General features: G+C 36.4%; 18 protein-coding genes. 10 read left to right on the top strand and 8 right to left on the bottom strand.

Annotation, left to right across the window (positions count from 1 at the left end; all coding sequences use genetic code 11):
• The first annotated feature begins 601 nt into the window (after positions 1-601).
• Entirely contained in the window at positions 602-1,459 is an 858-nt protein-coding gene (locus ACTYA4_RS07825; protein ID WP_443480882.1) for a Cof-type HAD-IIB family hydrolase, read from the top strand.
• Positions 1,460-1,495: 36 nt separating this feature from the next.
• On the opposite strand, the gene ACTYA4_RS07820 is transcribed toward ACTYA4_RS07825, so the two are convergent.
• The 3 genes from ACTYA4_RS07820 to ACTYA4_RS07810 all read right to left on the bottom strand — a co-directional run bounded on the left by ACTYA4_RS07820 (position 1,496) and on the right by ACTYA4_RS07810 (position 3,971).
• The gene (locus ACTYA4_RS07820) at positions 1,496-2,146 is read right to left on the bottom strand and encodes a TetR/AcrR family transcriptional regulator (protein WP_443480883.1); all 651 of its coding nucleotides are present in this window, start codon (positions 2,144-2,146) and stop codon (positions 1,496-1,498) included.
• 75 nt (positions 2,147-2,221) lie between these two features.
• Positions 2,222-3,244 carry an ABC transporter permease gene (locus ACTYA4_RS07815; RefSeq protein ID WP_443480884.1) on the bottom strand — a complete coding sequence of 341 codons (1,023 nt, stop codon included), beginning with the start codon at positions 3,242-3,244 and terminating at the stop codon, positions 2,222-2,224.
• Positions 3,234-3,971 carry an ABC transporter ATP-binding protein gene (locus tag ACTYA4_RS07810; protein WP_443480885.1) on the bottom strand — a complete coding sequence of 246 codons (738 nt, stop codon included), beginning with the start codon at positions 3,969-3,971 and terminating at the stop codon, positions 3,234-3,236. The genes ACTYA4_RS07815 and ACTYA4_RS07810 overlap by 11 nt, the downstream gene beginning before the upstream one ends.
• A 187-nt stretch (positions 3,972-4,158) precedes the next feature.
• Between ACTYA4_RS07810 and ACTYA4_RS07805 the strand changes: the two genes are divergently transcribed.
• Positions 4,159-4,608 (top strand): SRPBCC family protein, encoded by a 450-nt coding sequence (locus ACTYA4_RS07805; protein ID WP_443480886.1) that lies wholly within the window; start codon positions 4,159-4,161, stop codon positions 4,606-4,608.
• 254 nt (positions 4,609-4,862) lie between these two features.
• Here ACTYA4_RS07805 and bshB2 read toward each other — a convergent pair whose 3' ends face one another.
• The 3 genes from bshB2 to pdxK form a co-directional block, all read right to left on the bottom strand.
• On the bottom strand, positions 4,863-5,534 hold the full coding sequence (gene bshB2 / locus ACTYA4_RS07800; protein ID WP_443480887.1) for a bacillithiol biosynthesis deacetylase BshB2: 672 nt from the start codon (positions 5,532-5,534) through the stop codon (positions 4,863-4,865).
• A gap of 28 nt (positions 5,535-5,562) precedes the next feature.
• The gene (locus ACTYA4_RS07795; RefSeq protein WP_443480888.1) at positions 5,563-5,910 is read right to left on the bottom strand and encodes a YojF family protein; all 348 of its coding nucleotides are present in this window, start codon (positions 5,908-5,910) and stop codon (positions 5,563-5,565) included.
• A gap of 145 nt (positions 5,911-6,055) precedes the next feature.
• The gene (gene pdxK, locus ACTYA4_RS07790; RefSeq protein ID WP_443480889.1) at positions 6,056-6,886 is read right to left on the bottom strand and encodes a pyridoxine/pyridoxal/pyridoxamine kinase; all 831 of its coding nucleotides are present in this window, start codon (positions 6,884-6,886) and stop codon (positions 6,056-6,058) included.
• Between the two features lie 281 nt (positions 6,887-7,167).
• Between pdxK and ACTYA4_RS07785 the strand changes: the two genes are divergently transcribed.
• The 7 genes from ACTYA4_RS07785 to ACTYA4_RS07755 all read left to right on the top strand — a co-directional run bounded on the left by ACTYA4_RS07785 (position 7,168) and on the right by ACTYA4_RS07755 (position 12,070).
• On the top strand, positions 7,168-7,623 hold the full coding sequence (locus ACTYA4_RS07785) for a molybdenum cofactor biosynthesis protein MoaE (protein ID WP_445505594.1): 456 nt from the start codon (positions 7,168-7,170) through the stop codon (positions 7,621-7,623).
• Positions 7,624-7,625: 2 nt separating this feature from the next.
• Positions 7,626-7,859, top strand: coding sequence for a molybdopterin converting factor subunit 1 (gene moaD, locus ACTYA4_RS07780; protein WP_443480891.1), 234 nt, complete (start codon positions 7,626-7,628; stop codon positions 7,857-7,859).
• Between the two features lie 101 nt (positions 7,860-7,960).
• Positions 7,961-8,983 carry a MoeB/ThiF family adenylyltransferase gene (locus ACTYA4_RS07775; protein WP_443480892.1) on the top strand — a complete coding sequence of 341 codons (1,023 nt, stop codon included), beginning with the start codon at positions 7,961-7,963 and terminating at the stop codon, positions 8,981-8,983.
• Between the two features lie 373 nt (positions 8,984-9,356).
• Positions 9,357-10,106 carry a DUF4230 domain-containing protein gene (locus ACTYA4_RS07770; RefSeq protein ID WP_443480893.1) on the top strand — a complete coding sequence of 250 codons (750 nt, stop codon included), beginning with the start codon at positions 9,357-9,359 and terminating at the stop codon, positions 10,104-10,106.
• Position 10,107: 1 nt separating this feature from the next.
• Positions 10,108-10,800, top strand: coding sequence for a uracil-DNA glycosylase (locus tag ACTYA4_RS07765; RefSeq protein WP_445505593.1), 693 nt, complete (start codon positions 10,108-10,110; stop codon positions 10,798-10,800).
• Between the two features lie 498 nt (positions 10,801-11,298).
• Positions 11,299-11,589, top strand: a complete 291-nt coding sequence (locus ACTYA4_RS07760; RefSeq protein WP_445505592.1) for a YwdI family protein — start codon at positions 11,299-11,301, stop codon at positions 11,587-11,589.
• Positions 11,590-11,698: 109 nt separating this feature from the next.
• Positions 11,699-12,070: a DUF423 domain-containing protein gene (locus ACTYA4_RS07755; protein ID WP_445505591.1), complete on the top strand. Its 372-nt coding sequence runs from the start codon at positions 11,699-11,701 to the stop codon at positions 12,068-12,070.
• A 107-nt stretch (positions 12,071-12,177) separates the two neighbouring features.
• Here ACTYA4_RS07755 and gerQ read toward each other — a convergent pair whose 3' ends face one another.
• Positions 12,178-12,627, bottom strand: coding sequence for a spore coat protein GerQ (gerQ, locus tag ACTYA4_RS07750; protein ID WP_443480897.1), 450 nt, complete (start codon positions 12,625-12,627; stop codon positions 12,178-12,180).
• A 522-nt stretch (positions 12,628-13,149) separates the two neighbouring features.
• A complete protein-coding gene (gene hemQ, locus ACTYA4_RS07745; RefSeq protein ID WP_445505590.1) occupies positions 13,150-13,902 on the bottom strand; it encodes a hydrogen peroxide-dependent heme synthase in 753 nt (250 codons plus the stop codon).
• A 261-nt stretch (positions 13,903-14,163) separates the two neighbouring features.
• Between hemQ and pta the strand changes: the two genes are divergently transcribed.
• Complete coding sequence (pta, locus tag ACTYA4_RS07740; protein ID WP_445505589.1) at positions 14,164-15,141, top strand: phosphate acetyltransferase; 978 nt, start codon at positions 14,164-14,166, stop codon at positions 15,139-15,141.
• Positions 15,142-15,335 lie beyond the last annotated feature (194 nt).

Raw genomic sequence — 15,335 nt, 5'->3', positions numbered from 1 at the left:
TTTGTGAACTTCAAAACTTTTAAAAGCGATAAATATCATTGCGTAATCAGTGTGTTTGTTAATAAAAATTAAATAAAATGATGGAAAATAGGTATGTTTATGTCCGTTCGTGCAGTGAATTTTTTGTTAAATCTTGTTGATTAAATACTGGTATATACGGAAATTCTAAAAGAATAGGTGTATTTTTTCCAACCGTCTCCTTTTTTTAAAATGATAGCTATATCATAATGAAAAATAGACGGTTTGAGTGGAAAATCACAAAAAGTTTGAAAAAAGTTCACAATTTCACATAAAACGAAAGATTGGCAACAAAAGGATATTGAAATTTGTTAATCGCCAGTTATCTGTGATATGGGAAGAATTTATTGTTTCAATTTCTCCTCTTTTTGTTTCATTTTCTTAGAAATAGCTATTATTCTACAAAAATCGACGGAAATTGCACATTTTTCATACCACATCATCGGTTTATTTTCCAGATTATGTTTCATCAGGAGTTAAATTAGGAATAAATGCATATACTTTGATTGATAAAAAGGAAAGTTGTATGCTTTTATAGGCGGGCTATGGAAGGGGAATATTAACAGTTGAGGGTGTTTAAATCATGGTGAAATGTATTGCAATTGATATGGATGGAACGTTATTAACCTCTGCGCAAGAAATAACAACAGCAAATAGGGAAGCGGTTAAGCTGGCTCAACAAAAAGGAATAGAGGTTATTATTGCGACAGGCCGTGCTTATGAGGAAGCAGGCGATTTATTAAAAGATGCTGGGATTATTACACCGTTGATTTGTGTAAATGGTGCTGAAATACGAACAAATAAGCATGAAATAATCGGAACCAACCCATTAGAGAAGAATCTGGCGAAAGAAGTAGCAGAAATCTTACATCAAAATCAAGTTTATTATGAGGTATATACAAATAAAGGGACATTTACATTAGATAAAAAAATGGCAAAAGCATTGATTATGGACATTTTTACTGTAGGTGGACATGCAAGAGATTTAGAGGAAATACAACAAGCGGCAGACGAGCGGCTGGAAGAAATTAAGGAAGCAGAAAGTTATTTACCTTTATTTGAAGAGGACGAGTACATTATCTATAAATTACTTGCTTATCATGCAGATCAAACGAAACTGGATGAAGTGAGAAATGAGTTAAGCAGCGTGAAAGGCTTGGTTATTAGTGCATCAGGTAAAGAAAACTTAGAGTTGACAGCAGTCAATGCGCAGAAAGGTGTAGCCTTAGAAAAGTTTGTGCAGTCAAAAGGAATTTCATTAAAAGATACAATGGCAATTGGTGATAATTTTAATGATCTTTCTATGATATTAAAGGCAGGCAGAGCGGTTGCGATGGGAAATGCAGTGGATGAATTAAAAAAACATGCTCATTTTGTAACGGCAACAAATGAAGAAAGTGGTGTAGCTAAAGCAATAAATTTAGTGATAAAGGATGAATAGGAAAAAAGGCAAACCGTCAAAGTGTGGTTTGCCTTTTTAATCCCTTGGTTTTAACCCATAAAGAATAAATTGAATCGTTCGTTCGATTTCTTCCTCTTCATTCCATTTTGCTTCTGGAAGCATAATATAGCGGGCAATAAAATAGCCAAAGATAGAGGAGATTGCTAATCGGACAGCGGAAAAAGTAGGGATGTCGATGATTTCTTCTTTTTCCTTGTATTGATCAACAATTTCTTGCAATCGACCAAATACCTTAACCGCGATTTGTTCTTTAAATGTTTCTCTGAGGTCATCGTGAAAAGGTATTTCTTGAATGAGAATTTTAAACAGAGTATAGTTTTTTTGTAAAAATTCTACTCTGTTTTTTACTATTGCTCGGAGTAACTCTTCAAAGCTATTATGAGAAACCTTTAGCACCTTATCAAAATCTTTCATAATCAAAGGGGCAATAAATGTACTTACCATTGGTGCAAGCAAAGCTAAAAGTAAATCTTTTTTTGTTTTATAGTGCCGAAATATCGTTCCTTCTGCCACTCCAGCCTTCTTTGCAATTTCACTTGTAGAGGTTGCTGCAAAGCCTTTTTCAGAGAACGCCTCAATAGCTGCAGTAATAATTTTTTTTTGCTTTTCTGTAATATTGGCTTCATCTTTAAGAATATGTTCTAAAATTGAATCTTGATCAGACATTATAATGCTCCTTCTGAGTAACTGATTACTATTATTATAATGGAAGATGGCAAAAAAGAGAAAAGCTGAAATAAGTTATATTTTACGATATTTTTTTAGAGAAATAATATTAATGATGATAAAAATGACAGAGAAGCCTAAAAGCACAGCAAGCGGCACGATAATATCTTCGAATCCCTTGCCGCGAATCATGACATCTTTTAAAGCATCACCTGCATAGTACAAAGGTGTAATAATGGAAATCCAACTAATGGAAGAAGAAATCGTTTCTAAATTAAATAAACCAGAAAAAAATACTTGTGGTACAACAATTAATGGGATAAATTGCATCATCTGTAATTCATTTTTAGCAAAGGAAGAAAGTAAAATACCTAGTGTTAATGCTGTTAAAGAAAGAAGCAGATTCGTTAACAAGACATAAGCAATGGAACCTTCATTTATCATGTTTAATATATAAACAGAATAGACAACAATAATACTTGATTGAATCATTGTAAATAATCCAAAACCAATTACATAAGATAGGACAAGCTCCCATCTTCTAATGGGACTAGATAACAGCCTTTCTAACGTACCTGAAGTTCTTTCTCTTAAAAAAGAAACTCCCGCTACTAAAAATACAAAGAAAAAGGAAAAGAAACCTAGTAGCACAGGTCCAAATGAATCGAATTGGCTAATATCTTTAGAACCGTATAAATATTCTATATTTAGATGTTCAGCATTACTATCAGCAGGCTGCAGCACTTCTTTTATAGTAGATAATGTAGTGCCATTTACTGTTGGATCACTGCCTTCAATTAAGATCGATGGGGTTTGATTTTCGAATGATAGAAATCCGTCGATTTTTTTATCTTCTATTGCCTTTTTAGCGTCCTTATTATCTTGATAAGAATAAAGAGTAACATCACTTTCTTCAAGTGAGGCTGTTACTTTCTCTGGGGCATTTACAAGACCTATTTTCGGTTCATACGCATCACTGTTAAAAATTAAGTTTAATAAAGTTAAAATGAAGATTGGAGCAAGTATCATCATCGCCACTGTTCGTTTATCCCGGTAAAATTGTTTCATAATGCGAATAACTAGCGCCTTAATTCTCATAAGAAAGACCTCCGTAATATAAGAATGCTTCTTCCATGGTCTTAGCATCACATTGTTCCTTTAAGCTTTTAGGCGTCCCACTGGCAATAATTTGACCATTGCGAATCATGCCTAACGTATCGCATTTTTCTGCTTCGTCCATTACATGTGTTGTTATAATAATAGAAGTGCCTTTTTCTTTTAATTTTTCAAAACTGGCCCAAATATTTTTTCGTAAAACAGGGTCAATACCAACAGTTGGCTCATCTAAAATCAATAAATCAGGATCATTTAATAGTGCGATGCTAATCGATAATCTCCTTTTCATTCCTCCAGAATAGTTTGAAACAAGCTTATGAAGGTGATCAGATAAGTCAACTAAGGAAGCTGCCGTTTCGATCCGTTCTTTTTTCTTGTTTCCTTTTAAGCCATATAATGTTGCAAAAAAATCCAAGTTTTCCATTGCGGTTAATTCATGGTACAAGGCATCTGCCTGTGCCATGTATCCAATCCGTTCCATTACTTTTAAATTAGGCATTTTGTTATCTAAAACGGTGATGTTTCCTTTATCAGGTGTATCAAGCCCAACCAATTTTTTTACAAGCGTTGTTTTCCCAGAGCCAGAAGGACCTAATAAACCGAAAATTTCTCCCCTTTGAAGCTTCAAATTTATGTTATTAAGAATAGCCTGCTTACCAAATGATTTGTAAACAGAATCAACAGAAATAATGAGATTATTCGTCATCATCATTCTCCTTCCATTAAAATGAGTGATTACTCACTTTTATGATAATATGATATCAGCGAAATGTAAAGTGAGTAATCACTCATTATGCTAGTTTTTTGTGAATTTTCACCCACTACATAAAAATCAGTTATACTGAAATTATCATTAATTGAGACAAACCTATTTAATACAATTTGAGGTGGAATAAATGACTGATTTTCAGGCTAGTGCAGTGATTGCAAAACCAGTAGATCTTGTTTTTTCCTATATGGTAAATTTGAGGAATGCTCCAGAATATATGAAAGCAGTAGTAGAAACGAATAAAATAACAGATGGGTCAATTGGAGTTGGCACAAAATATCAAGAAACTAGAAAAGTGCGGGGGAAAAAGGCGGTTGCAGAAATTGAATTCCTTTCTTTTGAAGAGAATGTTTCTTATAAGACAAGAAGTAATTCCAATGGTTTAATCGTTGATTACGAATACGAGTTTTCAGAAGTAGAAGAGGGTACAAAAGTACAATTTAAAGCTAAATTGCATGTAAAAGGATTGATGATGAAGTTGACAAAAAGAATGCTCGTCAATATTTTAAGAGCAGAAGACGGAGATCATCTTCAGAGAGTGAAAGCAAATCTAGAAGAAGATAGTATCACAGAATAACTTTTATAAAAAAGGCTGTTTTCTCAAAGTTTGTTGTTTTTCACGAAAAAAAAATGGGAGAAGAAGTACTCAGCAGACTGAATACACGTAGACTCCTGTGGGAATGCGAGAAAGACGAGACCCCACAGGAGCGTATGCGACGAGGAGGCTCGACGCTCGCCCACGGAAAGCGAAGTGTATTCAGGCTGCGCGTTTAAAAGCAACAATCTATACGAAAACAGCCACAAAAAAAAGAAGAGGTGTGGTCCTCTTCTTTAATCATTAAATGTATACGTCCAAAATTTTTCTGTATAAAGTCTTGCATGAACTTCGGGATTTTGGTTGTTTAATCCTTCTTGTATCATTGCCATATACTCTTGTGTTTGTGAGCGATGTGCTCCAAGAGCAGCGATTTTTTTATCTGCATAGTTTTCTACATCCATTGTTATATCAGGATCTCCAAGATCTTCATAGCAATTTCGTGAAAAAGCTAAACAATAGAGCTTCGGACGTTTAGAAGCTTCTATTTTTTCTAATGTTTTTACAACCGCTTCTGCTGTAGCATCATGGTCTGGATGTACAGAGTAGCCAGGATAAAAAGAAATGACTAACGATGGATTTAACTCCTCGATAAGTGCTGAAAACTCGTTGATTAACACATCTTCTGCTAAAAATTCAATCGTTTTGTCGCGGTATCCCAACATGCGAAGGTCTTCAATCCCTAACACTCTTGCCGCTTCCTGCAATTCAGTTTTGCGGACAACTGGCAATGTTTCTCTCGTAGCAAATGGAGGATTTCCTAAATTTCTTCCCATTTCTCCAAGCGTTAAGCAAGCATAAGTTACAGGAGTTCCACTATGCGTAAATTTTGCGATTGTTCCTGAAACGCCAAATGCTTCATCATCAGGATGGGGGAAGATCACTAAAACATGTCTTTCATTTTCCATAGATACTTTTTTCCTCCTTTTCTATATCTTATTCAAATGGTTTTTCGCTGATTTCAAGGGCAACTGCCAGCTTTCCAGCAAAATCAAGCCCAGCGAGTAATAAACGATCTTTATCATCTACTTCATAATGAGTAATTCCTTCTGCATATACCCATCCTATTTCTGTTTTAAGTCCCACTCGATAGGGGCCATTGCCAGTGATTTTTCCATATTGATAGGCTAGTTTTGCGTTGCGTATATAGGCACCTGAATTAAAGAAGGATTCGTCTTTATGATTGGCATAAGCACCATTTGTTGTTTCTAGATGAATATATACATCTTTATTTGCTTTTCGGTCAATTTCCTGTTGTACTTTTTCAGCTTGTACGAATTCCATTTGCTCCCTCCTCCTATTCTAAAGTTTGTTAAAAAAAAGCCTAGAAGCTATAGAGAGAGAGTCTCTTAAGTCTTTACTTAGTATCGCTGCTCTTCTCCGACTTTTTTCTCCTGCTAGTATATTCTCTTGTTTATTTAATGGCGTCTTATTTTGCACTGATTGTTTCTTTTTGTTCTTTATTATTTCTATATGCACCATGCATCGTTGGGCCAACATATTCATTTAGTTTAAAACCATGGCTGATAGCTGCTGTGATAAAATCTTTTGCTGTTTGAACTGCTTCTAATACTGTTTTTCCTTTTGCCAACTCTGCTGTAATCGCCGCTGAGTAAGTGCAGCCTGCCCCATGTGTATAAGTAGTTTCTACAACGTCACTTTCATAAAAAGTAAAGTCATTTCCATCGTAAAGAAGGTCGATTGCCTTTTCGTGATTTAATTTGCTGCCGCCTTTAATAAGTACGTATTTAGGACCTAAAGCATGAATTTTAACAGCAGCTTCTTTTAAATCATCCACTGTTTTAATAGGTTTATCTGTTTTTGCCAACTGCCATGCTTCGAATAAATTAGGTGTTACAACCGTTGCTTTTGGTACAAGCAATTCCCGTAGTGCATCTGCTGTTTCAGGATGGAGCACTTCATCTTCTCCTTTGCATACCATAACTGGATCGATGACCACTTTAGCTAATTTATGTTCGTCTATTAACTTGCTGGCAAGTTCAATGATTTCAACAGAACCTAACATACCTGTTTTCATTGCATCAATGCCGACAGAAAGAACCGTTTCCAATTGTGATTCGACTGTATTGATTGCTTGAGGAAAAACGTTATGATGCCAGCCGTTTTTAGGATCCATTGTGACGATTGTTGTTAGTGCAGTCATTCCATATACGCCTAACTCTTGGAATGTTTTTAAATCTGCTTGAATACCAGCACCGCCGCTTGTATCCGATCCAGCCAATGTTAAAACTTTTTTCATTTTGAATGCCTCCTAGAGATGTCACTATAAAGTTAAAAATATATTGCCATATTTAGCGATATACAATTAGATTGGATAATTGTAGAATATTTTAAACTAATCATACAACTATTCACATTTTTTTTCATTAGATGACTATTGAAATCTATATTCTTTTTCCGTCTAGTTATAATTATAAGAATGGATAAAGGTAATTTGTATTAAATAATGATATTTTTTAGTAGAATGGGAATAGCAGTTAAGTTAGTGAATGATATAATCCGTTATAAAAGGAGATCAAAATGAACGTTGAAATAACTAATAACCCAATTTCAGTACAAGAAGTAATTGATAAAGTGATTAGAAGAGATGCTGGTGCTATTACTACTTTTATTGGCACAGTTAGGGAATTGACACATGGCAGAAAAACGCTACACTTAATATATGAAGCATATGAATCGATGGCGTTAAAGAAACTGCAGCAAATCGGGGTTGAAATAACTGAAAAATGGCAAAATTCAGAAGTGGCAATCACCCATAGAATCGGCAGGTTGGAAATAACGGATATCGCAGTTGTTATCGCTGTTTCCACCCCCCATCGTAAAGATGCGTATGAAGCAAATAGGTATGCAATTGAGAGAATAAAGGAAATAGTGCCTATTTGGAAAAAAGAACATTGGGAAGATGGAGAAGAATGGATAGGGAATCAACAGGGGACGATCTCTTATCTAACAGGAGAGCCGAAAAAGGAGGAGTAGTAATGAACAAAGTATTATTTTTTGCAGCCTTAAAAGATATTGCCGGAACAGAATCAGTTCAAGTAGAAGCTAGTGGAAAAACGGTAAGCGAAATAAAGACATTATTACAAAAAGACTATCCTGCATTGCCATTAGATGTCGCGATGACAGCTATTAATGAGGAATTTGCATTAGATGACGATGTAATAGCAAAAGAAGATGTGATCGCATTTATTCCTCCTGTAAGCGGGGGATAAGAAAAGCGTAAGCGACTTGTTCAGCCCTGAAGCTGGACAGCCTTCTAATTTCAAAAAGTTATACTGTTTTAACTTTTAGTTTTACGGAGAGGGGATAAAGGATGAACAATGATCGCTATTCCCGCCAAATACTTTTCCCTCCTATCGGAAAAAAAGGGCAGAAAAAGCTGGCAGAAAAGCATGTATTGCTGATTGGTGCAGGCGCACTAGGATCAAGTGCATCCGAAATGCTGACAAGAGCGGGAATTGGAAAATTAACTATTATTGATCGAGACTATATTGAATCAAGCAATTTGCAGCGGCAGACGTTGTATACAGAAGAAGATGTAGCAAAGAAACTGCCGAAAGCAATTGCCGCCCAAAAACGATTGCAAGCAGTGAATTCAGCATGTGATATACAAGCGATTGTTAGTGAAGCATCGATTGATTTATTGGAAAATATCATTGCAAGCGTAGATGTCATTTTAGATGCAACAGATAATTTTGAAACAAGGATGCTTATTAATGATGCAGCCCAAAAATATAATAAACCATGGATTTATGGTGCCTGTGTCGGCAGTGTCGGCATGAGCTATACAATTATTCCTGGTGTAACACCATGTTTGCACTGTTTATTACAGACTATTCCTCTTCAAGGAATGACATGTGATACCGGTGGAATAATAGCCCCTGCTGTCCAAATGGTGGTAACCCATCAAGTCACAGAAGCGATGAAGCTTTTAGTAGAGGATACGGAAGCGTTAAGAGGAACATTTTTAAGCTTCGATTTATGGAATAATCATTATCAGTCTTTAAAAGTGAACCGCATGAAAAAATCTACGTGTACCTCATGTGGAACAGAGCCGACTTATCCATTTTTAGACAAGAATAATCAAACAAAAACAGCGATTTTATGCGGCAGAGATACCGTGCAGATCCGGCCATCGAAAGAAAAAAAGGTATCGCTGAACAGATTGGCTGAAAGCTTGCAAAACAATGGATATGCTGTAAAGTTAAACCCGTTTTTATTATCGGTACAAATGGAAAAAGCAAGAATTGTTCTATTTACGGATGGAAGAGCGCTTGTTCATGATACAAAAGATCCTGTTTATGCAAAAACAATCTATGATAAATTGCTAGGATAGCATGTTCAGTTCCTAACATAAAACTCAAATGAAGATTCATCCCTCGTCTTCACCATCTAAAAAGAAATGAGGGCAGAATCAAACCTAATAAAGGCGGCGCGAGCGAAGCCAAACCATCTTGCATAAGGATAAAAAAACAAACTATGAAGCACCATCACTGGTTTTTTTAGTCAAGTAGGCATAGCTCCGGCCCCTTTTCAATAGAAGGCTGCTCTAAAGGAAAGAATGCAATCCATTATGGGAATTTGCATTTTAGCATTTAGAGCAGCCTTCTGTTTGTGCAAAATAGTCAAATGAACAATCCTTTTGACAAATGGGGCGGGATGCTATAAGGTTCAACTAACCATTTACAATTGATAGAAAGGGAGAAAAGATGGTTAATAAAAAAGAAAAAGAAATACTAAAAAAAGAGTTAAGTGCTGCCGAAAAGGAACAAGCGAGCGCAGCGATTGGAATAAATAGATCACGAGAATTCAGCTTCCCTACATTACGTTTATTTAAGAGAAAAAGGCGGCAGTTTAAACTACTATTTTTTCTGTTTGTTACAATCATGGTACTGCTGGCGGTGATTGCAGGGCTTTGGAAGATTGCTTTTACCGAAAAAGCGTCAGTAAGAACGAGCAGTTACTTAGAACAAATGAAAGATTTATCTTCCCTAGCAACCTCTCAAGCCTTTGTAAAAGTCATCCTCGAAAAAGAGGATAATGAGCTATTTGGTAAAGAAATTGAAACCAATATCCCAGGAACAAAAAGAAAGATATTACTCGTCGTTCCAGGTGCTGTAACGGCAGGGGTAAATCTAGAAAATTTGTCTGCTGATGATTTGAAAATCGACGAAGATAAAAAGCAAATAACGCTGCATTTGCAACATGCGCAAATATTGCAAGACCCTTCTATTGATTTTGAAAAAGTAGAAACTTACTCGTTAGCAGGGGTTTTCAGAGGGGAAGTAGACTGGAATGAGGCATATTCTTTAGCAAATGAAGCAAAGGAAGAAATACAAAAGGAAGCGATAGATCAAGGGATATTAACGGTTGCAGAAACAAATGCGAAAAAGACATTAAAGCAGTTTTATGAACAGTTAGGATATTCTGTAAACGTAACATTTAGCGAGGAGAACTAACATGGGAGATTTATTAATACAGAATGATTGGCAATCTTTTATAGCGAAAGAAAAACAGAAAGACTATTTTTTAAAGCTTGAAGCTTTTTTACAGCAGGAATATCAACAATATACGATTTATCCCGCCCAAAAGGATATTTTTAATAGCTTACTATTTACTCCCTATCATCATGTGAAAGTGGTGATACTAGGGCAGGATCCTTATCATGGACCAAATCAAGCCCATGGCTTAAGTTTTTCTGTTCAACCTAATGTTCCTACTCCTCCTTCTTTAAAAAATATGTATAAAGAATTAAAGGAGGATCTCGGCTGCCCTATTCCGAATCATGGCTATTTAAAAAGCTGGACAGATCAAGGAGTACTGTTATTAAATACGGTTTTGACAGTAAGAGAGGGGAAAGCTCATTCTCATCGAGGGAAAGGATGGGAAACTTTCACAAACGAAATAATAAAAGAGCTGAATAGACGGGAAGATCCAGTAATATTTGTATTATGGGGAAAACCCGCCCAAGAAAAGCTGACCTTTATTGACACGACTAAACATGAAGTAATTTTGTCCAGCCATCCAAGCCCATTATCTGCTTATCGCGGCTTTTTTGGAAGCAAACCTTTTTCTAAAATAAACGAGATTTTATCCAAATGGGGAAAAGCGCAGATCGAATGGCGTGTGGATGATTTTTTTGATCAGGAATAATATAATAAGAGTATGAACAAACAATTATGGTAGGCTTAAATGGAAGTCTGCTTTTTATTTATTGGCTGTGTTAAAGTAAATTATTAATATTGACACTTTGTTGATTGGAGCGAAGACGTGAAACTCCTGCGGGAAAAGCGAGTCAAAGGGAGACCCCGAAGGCGCAAAGCGAACGTCTCTCGCTGCAATCAACAGGCATGTTTAACAGAGTTTAACAGAGCCACCTATGCTAATAAAGATTTGTACCATGGGGGATGAAAATAAATAGTGTTCATTCAGCGTGAAGATATAAGGGGTTAGAGCTAAGAATGATGTTGGTTTGGAGAAGCGTTCGCTCGACTCCTGCGGGATTAGCGAGAAAGGCGAGACCCCACAGGAGCAAAGCGACGAGGAGGCTCGGCGCTCGCCCCGCGGAAAGCGAGCGATAAGCTTCGGAAAACCCCTTTTAACATAGCTTATGTCAGGGTAGCCTATTTATAAAAAGCAAAGGAGCGAGAGATGAATATATCAATCCAAAAATTATTAACAAAAATGGAAGATCAATTAAAAGAAGCAAAAGCAAGTGAATCGGAGTCGCGAATAAGAGAGCGTGTTCACGCGATTAAATCTTTATGTGAACTGATTTTAGAACAGGAAGAGAAAGGGGCAAGCTTGTCTTATCAAGTCGTGCAGCAGCCGGCAATTACTCCGCAGCCATCGTTCAGCCCTGCCCCACAGCCTATACAACAAACGCAAACACAGAAATTAAATACAGACGAAGGTAATGGAGACTCTTTATTTGACTTTTAAGAGGAAGTTCAAAAAGTCACCTAATGATAAGCGTCGGATCTCTTTGTTGGCTTGCTACTAATTTGTAGCCTTTTTGAACACACAATTTAAGATAAGGCAGGAGAATATGATGAAAACTTTTATTATAATTGGGGCGTTAAATGCCTTTTTAGCGGTTGCGTTAGGGGCGTTTGGTGCACATGGTTTAGAAGGAAAAATAAGCGTAAAATATTTAGAAATTTGGAAAACAGCTGTGACGTATCAAATGTTTCATAGTACAGGGATCTTAATTATCGGAGCACTTATGATGAAATTCCCGCAAAGCAATTTATTAAGCTGGTCTGGCTGGCTGATGCTCGCAGGCATTATTCTATTTTCTGGAAGCTTATATGTTTTAGCTCTTAGTCAAATTAGTGTTTTAGGTGCAATCACACCAATTGGCGGTTTGGCCTTTTTAACTGCTTGGGTATTATTAATTATTGGTGCTGTTAAACATTTATAATTTGTAGCAAAGGAAACGGAGCCACGCCTATTTTAATTGTAATTGTATAAAATAGGGTGCTCCGTATTTTGTTTTCTTTTTCAAAAGAAGTACAGCCCCATCGAATATTATCTTGGCGGGTAGACCGACAGACCTGGTGCTGCTGCTCCGTATGGATATTCATACTCAATTTCTTCCTCAAATGTAACGTAATCTAAATAAACCATTGGAATTAAATAGCGTACACCAGTTTGTGGATCGCTTAAAATCAAATGATCACGGCCAGCAGCTTCAATAATTCCTTTAAAAATCTTTGCATTCCATTGTGTGTTATTTTCAAATGTTGTATAAACAGTTGCCAGTTTTCCTTTATTTAACCGTAAAATATTTTCAATATAAGATGCTTCAATTGGCAGCTGTCCTTGTAATGCAGGTGGTGTAGTAGGTTGAGCAGGCGCTTGCTGGGGGGCAAATTGCTGTCCCTCAGGTGTTTGCCCAGGAGCTGCTCCATAACCTTGTGGAAAGCCGTAATTTGTATAATTGCGGTACGTAGGATTTTGACCGTAATACTGACTCATTTTCATCCCTCCATTTATTTAAAAAGAAGTAAACATATTTCATCCATCCAAATGATCGAAGTTGCCATTATTCATTTCTGGTAAAGTAAAACTCACTATTTCATCCTATGAAGGGATTTCCACACTTATGACTATCTTGATTAAATGTTAGTAATAGTACATTTAAAAAGAAGGCTCTGTTAAACATTAATGTTGTTTATAGGAAGGGAGTGGATTTCCTGACCTTTTGAAAATCAACAATGAAATTTAACAGAGACACCCATGCAATAAAATTTGCACTATGGCACATGGAAAGAAGCAGTCTCCACATTTATAGCGCAGAGCAGCGTGAATACACGAAGACTCCTGCGGGAAAGCGAGAAAGACGAGACCCTGCAGGAGCAAAGCGACGAAGCGGCTCGGCGCTCGCCCGCGGAAAGCGAAGTGTATTCAACCTGCGGAACCTCTTTTCAGGGTAGCCAAAAAGAAAAAGGACAACGATAATGTCATCCACTTTTCGTTATCCTAAAATGTCCCTATTATTTAATTCACATGTAAGTAGCTTTGAATAGCTTCCACTTTTAAAAGATTTCCTACAAAAAAGGAACCGAATTCTCCGTAACGTGCGCTTACTTCATCAAAACGCATTTCATATATGAGTTTTTTGAATTGAAGAACATCATCAGAGAATAGTGTAACTCCCCATTCATAATCATCAAAGCCAACAGAACCTGTAATAATCTGTTTTACTTTTCCGGCATATTGGCGGCCGATCATGCCATGGCTGCGCATCAGATTTTTTCGATCCTCCATCGGAAGCATATACCAATTATCATTTCCTTGGCGGCGCTTGTCCATTGGATAGAAGCAAACATATTTTGCCATTGGAAGAATCGGATATAGTCTTGCTTTAATATGAGGGTTCTCATATGGATCTTCATCAGAATCAGCTGGAAGATAGTTGCTTAACTCTACTACTGATACGTAGGAATGGGCAGGGATTGTAAACTCTGCCAATTTTGTTTTATTAAATTCTGTTTCTATTTCGTTTAGCTCTTCCATTGTGGGGCGCAAAATCATCATCATTAAATCTGCTTTTTGTCCAACAACCGTATATAATGCATGGCTGCCTTTATTATCGGATTGAACAGTGCTCCATTTTTCTAATAACCCAAGAAATTCATGGATTGCTGCTTGTCTGTCATCATTGGATAACATTTTCCATGTCGTCCAATCAATTGTTCGGAAATCGTGGAGACAATACCAGCCATCCAGCGTTTTTGCTGCTTCACTCATCTTATCACTCCTAAACGTTGAAACGTTAAATATATAACCCTACTATAACATAGTTTCTCCAAAATCATGTTGCATACAACTTGCTGAAAAAGAAAATTGAGATGAAATAAATCAAGTAAAATTGCTAAATAGTCGGAAAAATTTTGTCAAATATATGAAAAAAGGGAGAGATTTCATAAATATAGTGGTTACTCCTTGAATTTTTACTATGGTAGAGTATCCTATAATAGGGACTATAAGATATATAGGAGGATTAAATGAATGAGCGATTTATTTACAGGTTTAAAAGAAAAAGTAACTGGACAAGATCTAAGAATTGTTTTTCCTGAAGGATTGGATGAAAGAATTTTAAAAGCAGCTAGCCGTTTAGCGGAAGAAAACGTGTTAACTCCTATCTTAATTGGCGATATAGAAGAAATTCAAACAAAAGCAAAAAACTTAGGTGTTTCTTTAGAAAAAGCAGAAATTTATGATCCAAAAAAATATGATCAATTCGATGAACTTGTAGCTTCTTTTGTTGAAAGGCGTAAAGGAAAAGCAACAGAAGAAGATGGTAGAAAGATTCTTTTAGATGAAAACTACTTTGGTACAATGCTTGTTTATACAAACAAAGCAGAAGGATTAGTAAGTGGAGCGATTCACTCTACTGCAGACACAGTTAGACCAGCATTGCAAATTATTAAAACAAAGCAAGGTGTAAAAAAGACATCTGGTGTCTTCATTATGGTACGTGAAAATGAAAAATATGTATTTGCGGACTGTGCAATCAATATTGCTCCAGATAGTCAAGATCTTGCAGAAATCGCTGTAGAAAGTGCAAAAACAGCAAAAATGTTTGATGTGGATCCACGAGTTGCATTATTAAGCTTCTCGACAAAAGGATCAGCAAAGTCTCCTGAAACAGAAAAAGTAGAAGCAGCTCTTGCAGAAGCTAAATTAAGAGATCCACTTCTAGTAATTGATGGAGAATTCCAATTTGACGCAGCGTTTGTTCCATCTGTTGCTAAACAAAAAGCGCCGAATTCACCACTTCAAGGAGACGCAAATGTATTCGTATTCCCAAGTTTAGAAGCAGGAAATATTGGCTACAAAATTGCTCAAAGACTAGGAAACTTTGAGGCAGTAGGACCGATTTTACAAGGCTTAAACCGTCCGGTAAATGACCTTTCCCGCGGCTGTAATGAAGAAGATGTGTATAAACTAGCATTAATTACAGCAGCTCAAAGCTTAAGCAACTAAATAGCGGTACATAGAGTACCATACCAAAAATGTCTGCTGCAAAATAGCAGGCATTTTTGGTATGGAAACAATACAAAGTTTTTCCTCTACAACCCCTGATGGCTTTTCCACCGAAAAATTAGATAATCTATCTTCTTTTTTTCCCAGATTGTTTCCGTTATAATAGGGTATTATTTGTTCCTGAAAAAAGGAGA

The organism is Niallia yueguangensis (genome assembly GCF_052663115.1).
This window is presented reverse-complemented; position numbering and strand designations above follow the sequence as displayed.

What these genes read in the sequence shown, in the direction of transcription:
- ACTYA4_RS07825 (WP_443480882.1), top strand. Translation starts at nt 602, where the DNA reads ATGGTGAAATGTATTGCAATTGATATGGATGGAACGTTATTAACCTCT.
- ACTYA4_RS07820 (WP_443480883.1), bottom strand. Translation starts at nt 2,146, where the DNA reads ATGTCTGATCAAGATTCAATTTTAGAACATATTCTTAAAGATGAAGCC.
- ACTYA4_RS07815 (WP_443480884.1), bottom strand. Translation starts at nt 3,244, where the DNA reads ATGAGAATTAAGGCGCTAGTTATTCGCATTATGAAACAATTTTACCGG.
- ACTYA4_RS07810 (WP_443480885.1), bottom strand. Translation starts at nt 3,971, where the DNA reads ATGATGACGAATAATCTCATTATTTCTGTTGATTCTGTTTACAAATCA.
- ACTYA4_RS07805 (WP_443480886.1), top strand. Translation starts at nt 4,159, where the DNA reads ATGACTGATTTTCAGGCTAGTGCAGTGATTGCAAAACCAGTAGATCTT.
- bshB2 (WP_443480887.1), bottom strand. Translation starts at nt 5,534, where the DNA reads ATGGAAAATGAAAGACATGTTTTAGTGATCTTCCCCCATCCTGATGAT.
- ACTYA4_RS07795 (WP_443480888.1), bottom strand. Translation starts at nt 5,910, where the DNA reads ATGGAATTCGTACAAGCTGAAAAAGTACAACAGGAAATTGACCGAAAA.
- pdxK (WP_443480889.1), bottom strand. Translation starts at nt 6,886, where the DNA reads ATGAAAAAAGTTTTAACATTGGCTGGATCGGATACAAGCGGCGGTGCT.
- ACTYA4_RS07785 (WP_445505594.1), top strand. Translation starts at nt 7,168, where the DNA reads ATGAACGTTGAAATAACTAATAACCCAATTTCAGTACAAGAAGTAATT.
- moaD (WP_443480891.1), top strand. Translation starts at nt 7,626, where the DNA reads ATGAACAAAGTATTATTTTTTGCAGCCTTAAAAGATATTGCCGGAACA.
- ACTYA4_RS07775 (WP_443480892.1), top strand. Translation starts at nt 7,961, where the DNA reads ATGAACAATGATCGCTATTCCCGCCAAATACTTTTCCCTCCTATCGGA.
- ACTYA4_RS07770 (WP_443480893.1), top strand. Translation starts at nt 9,357, where the DNA reads ATGGTTAATAAAAAAGAAAAAGAAATACTAAAAAAAGAGTTAAGTGCT.
- ACTYA4_RS07765 (WP_445505593.1), top strand. Translation starts at nt 10,108, where the DNA reads ATGGGAGATTTATTAATACAGAATGATTGGCAATCTTTTATAGCGAAA.
- ACTYA4_RS07760 (WP_445505592.1), top strand. Translation starts at nt 11,299, where the DNA reads ATGAATATATCAATCCAAAAATTATTAACAAAAATGGAAGATCAATTA.
- ACTYA4_RS07755 (WP_445505591.1), top strand. Translation starts at nt 11,699, where the DNA reads ATGAAAACTTTTATTATAATTGGGGCGTTAAATGCCTTTTTAGCGGTT.
- gerQ (WP_443480897.1), bottom strand. Translation starts at nt 12,627, where the DNA reads ATGAGTCAGTATTACGGTCAAAATCCTACGTACCGCAATTATACAAAT.
- hemQ (WP_445505590.1), bottom strand. Translation starts at nt 13,902, where the DNA reads ATGAGTGAAGCAGCAAAAACGCTGGATGGCTGGTATTGTCTCCACGAT.
- pta (WP_445505589.1), top strand. Translation starts at nt 14,164, where the DNA reads ATGAGCGATTTATTTACAGGTTTAAAAGAAAAAGTAACTGGACAAGAT.